The 3,511-nt window shown below is 49.5% G+C and carries 2 rRNA genes; both read right to left on the bottom strand.

The features are described from left to right. Positions 1 to 7 precede the first annotated feature (7 nt). Positions 8 to 123: ribosomal RNA gene (rrf, locus tag H5202_RS17755) — 5S ribosomal RNA — on the bottom strand. Positions 124 to 263: 140 nt separating this feature from the next. Further along, positions 264 to 3,168: ribosomal RNA gene (locus H5202_RS17750) — 23S ribosomal RNA — on the bottom strand. Between the last annotated feature and the right edge of the window lie 343 nt (positions 3,169 to 3,511).

Raw genomic sequence — 3,511 nt, 5'->3', positions numbered from 1 at the left:
ATTAGGCGCCTGGAAATGACCTACTCTCGCATGGGGAGACCCCACACTACCATCGGCGATACTGTGTTTCACTTCTGAGTTCGGAATGGGATCAGGTGGTGCCACAGCTCTATGGTTTCCAGACAAATTTGCTTATCTAACGCTTTCTATAAGCATTAAATAATAATTCGGAAAGCTGATTAATTCTATCTGAGTTTCAGTCTCATCGCACTGCTTAAGCGCTTCATTCTAACACTAAGGTCAGTAAAACCCATCTGGGTTGTATGGTTAAGCCTCACGGGTCATTAGTACAAGTTAGCTCAACGCCTCACAACGCTTACACACCTTGCCTATCAACGTAGTAGTCTCCTACGGCCCTTTAGAGAGCTTAAAGCTCTAGGGATGACTCATCTTGGGGCTCGCTTCCCGCTTAGATGCTTTCAGCGGTTATCGATTCCGAACGTAGCTACCGGGCAATGCCATTGGCATGACAACCCGAACACCAGCGGTTCGTCCACTCCGGTCCTCTCGTACTAGGAGCAGCTCCCCTCAATCATCCAACGCCCACGGCAGATAGGGACCGAACTGTCTCACGACGTTCTGAACCCAGCTCGCGTACCACTTTAAATGGCGAACAGCCATACCCTTGGGACCGACTTCAGCCCCAGGATGTGATGAGCCGACATCGAGGTGCCAAACACCGCCGTCGATATGAACTCTTGGGCGGTATCAGCCTGTTATCCCCGGAGTACCTTTTATCCGTTGAGCGATGGCCCTTCCATTCAGAACCACCGGATCACTATGACCTACTTTCGTACCTGCTCGACGTGTATGTCTCGCAGTTAAGCTGGCTTATGCCATTGCACTAACCGTACGATGTCCGACCGTACTTAGCCAACCTTCGTGCTCCTCCGTTACTCTTTGGGAGGAGACCGCCCCAGTCAAACTACCCACCAGGCACTGTCCTCAACCCCGATAAGGGGCCAGAGTTAGAACATCAAAACTACAAGGGTGGTATTTCAAGATTGACTCCACTCAGACTAGCGTCCAAGCTTCAAAGTCTCCCACCTATCCTACACATGTAGGTTCAATGTTCAGTGCCAAGCTATAGTAAAGGTTCACGGGGTCTTTCCGTCTAGCCGCGGGTATACGGCATCTTCACCGCAATTTCAACTTCACTGAGTCTCGGCTGGAGACAGCGTGGCCATCATTACGCCATTCGTGCAGGTCGGAACTTACCCGACAAGGAATTTCGCTACCTTAGGACCGTTATAGTTACGGCCGCCGTTTACCGGGGCTTCGATCATGAGCTTCTCCGAAGATAACCCAATCAATTAACCTTCCGGCACCGGGCAGGCGTCACACCGTATACGTCATCTTGCGATTTTGCACAGTGCTGTGTTTTTGATAAACAGTTGCAGCCACCTGGTATCTGCGACTGCCGTCAGCTTAGGGAGCAAGTCCCATCACCAACAGCAGCGTACCTTCTCCCGAAGTTACGGTACCATTTTGCCTAGTTCCTTCAGCCGAGTTCTCTCAAGCGCCTTGGTATTCTCTACCCGACCACCTGTGTCGGTTTGGGGTACGATTCCCGCTAACCTGAAGCTTAGAAGATTTTCCTGGAAGCATGGCATCAACTACTTCATCACCGTAGTGACTCGTCATCAGCTCTCAGCCTGTACATTAAAGTACGATTTCCCGGATTTGCCTAAGAAATCAACCTACCACCTTAAACGCGGACTACCAACGCCGCGCTAGCCTAGCCTTCTCCGTCTCTCCATCGCAGTTAGCGGAAGTACAGAAATATTAATCTGTTTCCCATCGATTACGCCTTTCGGCCTCACCTTAGGGGTCGACTCACCCTGCCCCGATTAACGTTGGACAGGAACCCTTGGTCTTTCGGCGAGGGAGTTTTTCACTCCCTTTATCGTTACTCATGTCAGCATTCGCACTTCTGATACGTCCAGTGTGGGTTACCCCTTCACCTTCAACCGCTTACAGAACGCTCCTCTACCGCGCACTTCCTAAGAAATGCACCCGTAGCTTCGGTGGTATGTTTAGCCCCGTTAAATCTTCCGCGCAGGCCGACTCGACTAGTGAGCTATTACGCTTTCTTTAAATGATGGCTGCTTCTAAGCCAACATCCTAGCTGTCTAAGCCTTCCCACATCGTTTCCCACTTAACATACACTTTGGGACCTTAGCTGACGGTCTGGGTTGTTTCCCTTTTGACAACGGACGTTAGCACCCGCTGTCTGTCTCCCGAGTAGTACTCATTGGTATTCGGAGTTTGCAAAGGGTTGGTAAGTCGGGATGACCCCCTAGCCTTAACAGTGCTCTACCCCCAATGGTATTCGCTCGAGGCGCTACCTAAATAGCTTTCGAGGAGAACCAGATATCTCCGAGTTTGATTGGCCTTTCACCCCCAGCCACAAGTCATCCGCTCATTTTTCAACATAAGTCGGTTCGGTCCTCCAGTTGATGTTACTCAACCTTCAACCTGCCCATGGCTAGATCACTCGGTTTCGGGTCTACGCCTTGCAACTAAACGCGCAGTTAACACTCGGTTTCCCTACGGCTCCGCTATTCGCTTAACCTCGCTACAAAACGTAAGTCGCTGACCCATTATACAAAAGGTACGCAGTCACGGTCTCAAGAACCGCTCCCACTGCTTGTACGTATACGGTTTCAGGTTCTATTTCACTCCCCTCACAGGGGTTCTTTTCGCCTTTCCCTCACGGTACTGGTTCACTATCGGTCAGTCAGGAGTATTTAGCCTTGGAGGATGGTCCCCCCATATTCAAACAGGATGTCACGTGTCCCGCCTTACTCGTTTTCATCTATGGTTAGTTTTCATGTACGGGGCTATCACCCTGTGCCGCTGAGCTTTCCAACTCATTCCACTAACACCCCATAGACTTAAGGGCTAATCCCCGTTCGCTCGCCGCTACTAGGGGAATCTCGGTTGATTTCTTTTCCTCCGGGTACTTAGATGTTTCAGTTCCCCGGGTTTGCCTCATAACGCTATGTATTCACGTTATGATGACCACTTATGTGGCCGGGTTTCCCCATTCGGATATCGTTAGCTCAAATGCTTATTACTAGCTCGCCAACGCTTTTCGCAAGTTATTACGTCCTTCATCGCCTCTGACTGCCAAGGCATCCACCGTATACGCTTGGTCACTTAACCATACAACCCAAATGAGTTTCACTTGCGTGAACCATTCGAGCCACATTGTGACCAGCTGGTTTTTACTTGTCTCACCTCCGACCAGGAAGTGGACTCGCCTTAGTTTTTTAGAATATTCAAGACACTTAAACAGTGTGTTGAGAACTCAAGTGTTAATGCTTTCGCATTAACGTTTTTCGCACTAACGTAATCACATAAACGACAACGAATCATCATTCATGCGCCTTTAGTTAGTACTATCAGCTTTCCAAATTGTTAAAGAACAACACTAGCCGGCTTGCGGCGTGTTTCACTCTACTTCCGAAGAAGTTAACAAGTAATCTGTGTGAACACTCACATGCAT

It is taken from the genome of Shewanella sp. SG41-4 (assembly GCF_014164505.1).
Classification (GTDB): domain Bacteria; phylum Pseudomonadota; class Gammaproteobacteria; order Enterobacterales; family Shewanellaceae; genus Shewanella.
The sequence above is the reverse complement of the archived record's forward strand: the minus strand, read 5'-3'. Positions and strand labels throughout refer to the sequence as shown.